The organism is Micromonospora andamanensis (assembly GCF_016863495.1).
GTDB lineage: Bacteria > Actinomycetota > Actinomycetes > Mycobacteriales > Micromonosporaceae > Micromonospora > Micromonospora andamanensis.
The window spans coordinates 188818-195968 of sequence record NZ_BOOZ01000006.1; the positions used below are offsets into that span (position 1 = coordinate 188818).

At 72.7% G+C, this 7151-nt stretch carries 4 protein-coding genes; all 4 read right to left on the minus strand.

What is annotated here, in order from left to right:
- Window positions 1–252: 252 nt before the first annotated feature.
- Window positions 253–1161 carry a replication-relaxation family protein gene (locus Van01_RS08285; protein ID WP_204003094.1) on the minus strand — a complete coding sequence of 303 codons (909 nt, stop codon included), beginning with the start codon at window positions 1159–1161 and terminating at the stop codon, window positions 253–255.
- Between the two features lie 757 nt (window positions 1162–1918).
- Window positions 1919–4459 (minus strand): helicase HerA domain-containing protein, encoded by a 2541-nt coding sequence (locus tag Van01_RS08290; RefSeq protein ID WP_373306224.1) that lies wholly within the window; start codon window positions 4457–4459, stop codon window positions 1919–1921.
- Window positions 4456–6243: a VirB4 family type IV secretion system protein gene (locus Van01_RS08295; RefSeq protein WP_204003109.1), complete on the minus strand. Its 1788-nt coding sequence runs from the start codon at window positions 6241–6243 to the stop codon at window positions 4456–4458. The genes Van01_RS08290 and Van01_RS08295 overlap by 4 nt, the downstream gene beginning before the upstream one ends.
- Window positions 6240–7151: PrgI family protein (locus tag Van01_RS08300; RefSeq protein WP_204003112.1), on the minus strand; the 912-nt coding region annotated here is incomplete at its 5' end. The genes Van01_RS08295 and Van01_RS08300, both read right to left, overlap by 4 nt.

Sequence of the window (7151 nt, forward strand, 5' to 3'; positions counted from 1 at the left end):
TAGCCCTTCGCACTCACAACGCCAGCAGGCGCCGATCAGGCCGGGTAGGCGGGTTGACCTGCGGTGTGAGAGATCATCGCCGCTGCGGGCGACCCGGGTGTGAGTCGCTGTGAGTGGCGGGCCCGCCCACACCCGGCCTGGCCCGCAGTCGGTCCAGCCCCGCTGCCGGTGGCGGTGGGGTGGGGGTTGACCTGCGGTGTGAGCGGGTGTGAGCGAGCCGGCGGGGCTGCCGGTCGGTGGGTCGGTGAACGGTCAGTGGGTGAGTCGAGGTGTGACGTGTGGCGGCCAGGCGACGTCGGTGATGGGGTCGACGTCGGGTGCGGGGTCGCCGAGGTCGGCGAGATCGACCAGCCGGCGCGGGCCGTCGGTTGATCCGGCCACCAGCCAGACGGCGTCGGCGGCGCAGGCGCCGACTGGCAGGCTGTCGCGGCAGGCGGTGGCCACGGGCACGGGGGTGGGCAGTCCGGTCAGCAGCTGGTGCAGGGCTCGCTCCTGGTCGGTGTGGGGCAGCCAGAACAGCACTGGCCAGGCGGGACCGCCCATGGCGGTGTGGATCGTGTAGTTGTTGACCTTCTCCAGCAGGACGCGGGGCCGTTCGGTGCCGGTGTCGAACTCGGCGAAGAACGCGACGCGGCGGTCGCCTTCGCGGAATATGCCGTGTCCGTCCGGGCGGATCGGAGACAGCAGTGTGGTGTTGAACGCGCCGGGTTCTGCGCAGCGCTGCTCCGACCACCACCGCTGCAGCTGCGCTGGCGGATGAGTGCGTGCTCGTGCGGCCAGGTCGGTGAAGAACTGGTTCACGCCCAGCAGGTGCTCCAGGGTCCGGCTGGTGGCGAGGCGGTGCTTGCGCAGCGTCGTCTGTCCTGGTCGGGGCGGTGTTTGCTGGCGGGAGGCGGCCACGCACTCGGTGCCGGTCTGATCGAGGACGTAGTGCCACGGATACGATCCGCCGCCGGCTCGCAGCGGCCGGAAGCGGTCCACGAGGCCGAGCTGATGCAGCTTGAGCAGCCGCCGCTGAGCGAAGTCCAGCGACGTGAACAGGGCGCGGCTGATCTGGAACGTGGTGAGCACCTTGTGATCGGCGAGCCAGTCCAGCAGCAGCCGATCGCGGACGGTGAGTTGGGCCTGCAGGCGCAGGACCCGGTCGGCGCTGTTACGCATGGACACCACCCCCGCAGAGGAGACCCCTGAGGGTCTTTGGCAGCACTGCGATGTGGTCGCCGCGTCGGCGTTGTGCTGTGAGAGCGGCCCGTTCGGGCGGTCGGTTCCGGTATCCGCCTCTACACCGCCCCCGACACTGTCCCCAAGCCAGGTCGCGGCACGGACGCCAACAGCGGGATCGCTGCCACGGCGAGCAGGTGAGCGACCGGGGCGTGGTCACGCCGTCGCGGGGTCGGGCGTTCGGACGCCGGGCGGGCGGGATGTGGGATGGACGGATGTGCGGCCGGGCGGCGGCGTGGTGCTGGCTGTTGCCGGCACGCTCGACGACGAAGGCGTTGCGGGAGAAGGCGGACGGGAAGTGGCTCGGTGCGGTGGGGTGTCGCGTCGCCGAGTTGGTCGCCGCGTCCTGGACGGTGATTGACGCGACGACTGGGCGCTGCGTCAGCGGATCACAGGGTCGGTGGATGAGGTGGAGCAGCGGTTTCGGGCTGACCGTCCGGCCGGCCCATTGCTGGCGGGCCGGTGGCGGCAAGCATGGCTCGGATGGGCGGCGTTGGGGAGTTGTCGATGGCGCTGACATCAGTTGCTCCTTGGGATGTGGCTGGATGAGGACCTCGTGGGAAGGGCCTCGTTGCGGTGGGTCGGATTCGGTGCCGTGCGGAGGGGCGTCCTCGGTTGTGGTGCGGACGGTGTCGCGGGGAGCCGGCGACGACGGCGCGGGACTCGTGCCAGCTAGCCGTGTGGGCGGGCAGGGGTGTCAGGGTCGGCGAGGGGTGCGCGGCGCTGATGTGGTGTCGCGGGTGTCGCCGCCGCGTCGTCGGTTGTCGTTCTTGGGCTGGGACAGCTGCTCGACGAGGTCGTCGATGGCGCTGGTGTCCTGCGGCTCGACCTTCTTCGCGGCCGTCTGGCGGATGGTGGTGGCCGCGCCGACGACGGGTTTCGGTGGCCGGGTTTTGAGGGTGAACGCCGGGGTTTGCCGCCCGTCGGCGAGCAGGCGGGCTGCGGCGGTGTAGGCGTCGAGGTGGGTGAGGTCGTGCTCGTCGAGTTCCGGCATGGTGTGCCGGGCCAGCACGGCGGCGTCCTCCGGCGCGCACGAGAAATAGATCTTGTTGCGGGCGTTGGCCGACGCGGCGGCGAGGAGGTCTCTCGGGAACTGGGCGAGGTCTTGGTGGGACAGGACGAGGGACAGCCGGTACTTGCGGGCTTCGGCGAGCATCGTGTCCAGGCTGTTTGCCAGGGTGAGGAAATTCTGCGCCTCGTCGATGATCAGGGTGGCGTCGCGGCGCTGGTCGGGGGCGAGTCGGGCGCGGGCGGTGGTGGCCTGCCACACCTGCGCCAGGATCAGCGACCCGAGCAGTTTGCTGGTGTCCTCCCCGAGTTGCCCCTTGGGGATCCGCACCAGCAGCGCTCCACCGTCGAGGATCTTGCCGAGGTCGAAGCTCGACTTGGGGTATTGCATGGTGCGTTTGACGAAGTCGCGTAGCAGGAAGGACCGCAGCCGGGCCAGGACGGGGCCGATGACCTGGGAGCGCAGGGCGGGGTTGAGTTCGTCGTACCACTGCCAGAAGCCGCGCAGTCCTGCCGGGTCGTCGAGCTTGACGGTCATCGCGGAGCGGAACTGCGCCGAGTTGAGCAGCGGTGGGATGTGTTGCAGGGTGACGTTGGCGTGCCGGAGCAGGGTCAGGCACGCCACGCGCATGACGTCGTCCATGCGGGGGCCCCACGCTTTGGCGAAGATGTTGCCGAAGATCGACACGAGGTTGTCGACGACGAGGTCGGGGTCGTCGCCCTCGAGGGGGTTGATGGTGGGTGGGTTGGGCTGGTCGGGGTCGAACAGCACCACCCGGTCGGCGACGTCGGCGGGCAGCCGGTCGAGGATGTCCAGGACCAGGTCGCCGTGCGGGTCGATGACGACGGTGCCGCGACCGGCGGTGATGTCGTCGACGGCCATGTTGACCAGCAGTGTCGTCTTGCCGCTGCCGGTGGATCCGATGACGTGTGTGTGGTAGCGGGCGTCCGGCACGGATAGCGCCACGGTGTGGCCGTCGATCTCCGCGTCGCCGAGGACCTTCTCACCTCGGCCGCCGGCCGACACCGCGATCGGCGCGGGCATGGGCTTGGCGCGGGCCCGGTCCAGGCCGGGCACCGCCACGTCGCGGGGCAGGGCGGCCAGCGCAGCCAACTCCGGGGTGCAGGTGAGGAATCCGGCGCCGAGACGCCGTTGCGCGACAACGGCGACCGGTGATGACATGCGGGCGCGGTGGGTGAGCCGGTTGCGGCCGGAGTACACCGCGAACGTCGCGGCGATCGTGTCCGCCACCCCGCGCAGCCGCGGGCGCTGGTCGGTGTGGGCGCGGCCGGTGTCCTTGCCGACGGCGTAGCGCACGGCGGTCTCCCACAGCGGATGTGAGGTTTTGTCGAGGATCGCGCGGACATCGCGTTCCACTCCGGGGTCACGGCGGCCGTCACGTCCGGTCTGGGCGGTGCCGGAGGTGCGGCCGGGCAGGAACGCCTCGATGAGCCACAGCAGCGGCGCGGCCGGGTTGAGGGCCGGTAGAGCCGTCTTGCCGTCACGCAGGCGCCCGGCGGCGCGTCGGGCGCGCACCGCGCGGCGCACCGAGGCGGGGCGGGCGAGGATCTGCACGCAGGCGTGCTCGTCGGCGCGCAGGCTGGAGCCTGCGGACATCAGCGCGCGCAGCGGGTCATTGTCGTGGTCGGTGGCGAAGGGCAGCCACTCGGCGGCGATGGGCAGCAGGTGCCCGCCGACCGCCGTCGTGCCGGCCGGGATGGGCGGGTCGGGGTTGTCGTCGGTGGTGCAGGCGGCGCCCGGCCAGGCGGCCCGTACGGCGGCTTCGACGGCGCCGGGTGGGACGGTGCCGGGCACCCACAGGCTGATCAGCAGCTGCCGTCCGGTCCACGTGTACTGCCACACCACGTGGGGGCTGCCGTAGAGCAGCCGGCGACGACGCGAGGGGGTGAGGGTGCCGGCGAGGTTGGCCCACAGCGCGGCGCTGCTGCGCGGGTCGACCTCCGGTGGCGGGGCGACGGTGACCAGGCGGGCGCCGCCGGCGTGACGGCGGTGCCGCCACGTCGCGAGGAGGTTTTGGGCGGCGATGTAGCCGATCAGCGCGGTGGCGGCGACGGCGAGCAGCCACGGCCGCGCCGCCGCCCATCCGGCGGCGTCGAGCACCCATCGGGTGAGCCCGGCGGGCGGCGGGATGCCCGGCACGGTCGGCGCCGGGCCGGGGGTGGGCGTGTTCGCGAGCGTGGTGGGCAGGTGCGTGATGGACGGGTTCACAGGTCCTCCTCGCCGTCGAGCGCGGCCAGGTCCTGCGGCCGGGTGGTCGCCAACTGGTGTTCGGTGTCGGAGGCGATCGCCTCGAAACTCGTCCGGTTCGCGCCGGCGATGAGCAGGCCGGTGCCGACTCGGGCGGCGAGTAGCAGCCGCCGCTCGCCGGCGGTGAGGCCGAACGCGTCGCCGACGGCGTCGATGGCTTGCGGGGCCTGCTTGAGGAGCACCTGGGTGGCGGCGTTGGCGACGACGGCTTGACCGAGGTCGGTGCCCAGGACGTCGGCGACGTCCTGGGTGATCACCGCGAGCCCGGCGTGACGCTTACGCGCGGCCTTCGACATGCGAAAGAGGAACTTCGCGCCTTCGCCGTCGCGCATGAGCAGCCACGCCTCGTCGACCACGACTAGCCGCCGGGTCGCTGACCGGCCGGGGGCGTCGACCTGGCGCCAGATCGCGTCCAGCGCCAGGAGGGTGCCGACGGTGCGTAGCTCGTCGGGGAGTTGCCGCAGCGACCAGACGACCAGGTGCCCGTCGAGGCGGGTGGTGGAGGGGCCGTCGAACAGCTGCGAGAACGAGCCGTGCACCCAGGGTGCGAGGCGGGCGGCGAGTTGCCCGGCCGCCGGGTCGCTGTCGGCGTCCAGGCAGCTGGTGAGGTCGCTCAGCAGCGGGGCGGGCCGGTGGTGGGTGGCCGGGTCGGCGGTGATGCCGGCCTGCCGGTAGACGGCGAGGATCGCCCGGTCCAGCGCGGCGCGTTCGGCCGGCGGTGGTTGCTGGCCGAGTAGCACGGCGATGAGGGTGTGCAGGAACAGTCCGCGGCGGGTCAGCACGTCCGGTCGGTGGTCCCCGGCGGGCAGGTCGAGGGGGTTGATCTTCACGCCGGGGGCGCCGAGGCGCACCACGGTGCCGCCGACGGCGTCGGCGAGCCTGAGGTATTCGTCTTCGGGGTCGATGACGGCGACCTGCACCTGCTGGTAGAGGTTGCGCAGGATCTCCAGCTTGACGAAGTAGCTCTTGCCGGCGCCGGAGCGGGCGAGCACGACGGAGTTGTGGTTCTCCTGCGCCCAGCGGTCCCACCACACGATGCCCTGCGAGTCGGGGTTGACGCCGTAGAGCACGCCACCTTCGGCGGGTGGGTCGCCGGGCAGTGGTGCGGGCAGGTCGGCCGAGGCGAGGGGGAACGCGGCGGCCAGTGCCTGGGTGTCCATCGTGCGGCGCATCTGCAGCGAGTCGGTGCACAGCGGCAGGGTGGTGGTCCAGCCGGCGAGGTGGCGCCAGGTGGCGGGTTGCACCTCGATGAGTGTGGACGCGGCGGCGGCCTTCACCTGCGCGCAGGCCTGCAGGAGTTCGTCTTCGGTGCGGGCGTGCACGGTCAGGTACAGCCCGACGCGGAACAGTTTCGCCTGCCCGCGGGCGAGGCGACCGGCGAGGTCGGCGGCGTCGTCGGCCGCCGCCTCCACGTACGGGTCGGGCAGCTTGCCGGACTCGGCGCCCGCGCGGCGGCTGGACTCGAAACGGGCGCGCTGGTTCCGCAGCCGTGCCGCCGCGATCGGCGCGGGCAGCGGGTCGATGTGCAGGGCCAGATCGAGGCGACCGGGCCAGGACAGCAGCGGTTCCAGCCAGGCGTGGCCGACCTCGGCGGGGTAGCCGGTGACCACGAGGGTCGCGGCGTAGCCGTCGCCGACGCGCAGCATCCGCGGGGTCACCTCCACGGAGGCAGGAGCGACGGCGCCGGCCAGCGACGAGGGCTGGCCGGCGCTGTCGGCGGCACGGGATCGGGTGCGGCTTCTCATCGCAGTCCCTTCTTCTTGCGAACGTGGATGTCCGGGCCGGTGATGACGGCGTCGGGGGCGGCCAGCCCGCCGGGGCGGGCCGGACGGTAGGGGTCGGCGGCGGCGGCGATCGCCGCGGTGACCGCCGCGCCGTCCAGGGCGCGGGTGGTGACGCCGAGGCCGGACAGGGTCCGGGCGGTGTCGTCGGCGCGCCGCCGCGCCGCGTGCTCCCCGCGTTCGCCCGCGCTGGTGCGGGTGACGATGAGGACCTGCCGGCGCAGCGGATCCCGGCGGGTGGCGAGGTCGTCGAGGAACCGGGCGTGATCGGCTGCGGCGTCAGCCAGCGCCGGGTGCGCAAGCCCGTCCACGGCCTGCGACAGGCTGCGGGCAGCGGAGCGCAGGTCGACCGGCTGCGCCGACACGACGATCTGCGTCGGCGAGGACAGGCTGTTGAGCCACCGGCCGAACACCTCGACCAAGGCCGTCTGCTCGTCAGCAGTGCGCAGCGCCAGGTTGACGCTGGTCGCGGCGACCATCGCCGCCCGCGCGCCACCCAGCCGGATCTCCCCGCCGTCGTCAATCGCGTCGGCCGGAAGCGCCAACGGCGCAGGCACCGCCACCCTGCTCTTGGGCACCTGCACCCAGTCCGGCGTCGCCGACGTCGTGTCCGTTGTCGACAACGCGCGGGGCGCGCGGGCGTGCCGGACGGCGGCGAGCAACCACACGTCCAGCGGCAGGCCGTCGCGGCGGCCCACGGCGACGCCGAACACGAGGCCACCGATGACCACGGCGCCGCCGAGCAACACCGGGGCCGGCACGACGGAGTGCAGGCCCCGCCACGCGCCGTAGCAGGCGAGGGCGGCGACGGCGAGGATCGCGAGTTGCCGGAACGTCAGCCCGTAGGCGACCTTGTCCGGGGCGTCGACGTC

What these genes read in the sequence shown, in the direction of transcription:
- Van01_RS08285 (WP_204003094.1), bottom strand. Translation starts at nt 1,161, where the DNA reads ATGCGTAACAGCGCCGACCGGGTCCTGCGCCTGCAGGCCCAACTCACC.
- Van01_RS08295 (WP_204003109.1), bottom strand. Translation starts at nt 6,243, where the DNA reads ATGAGAAGCCGCACCCGATCCCGTGCCGCCGACAGCGCCGGCCAGCCC.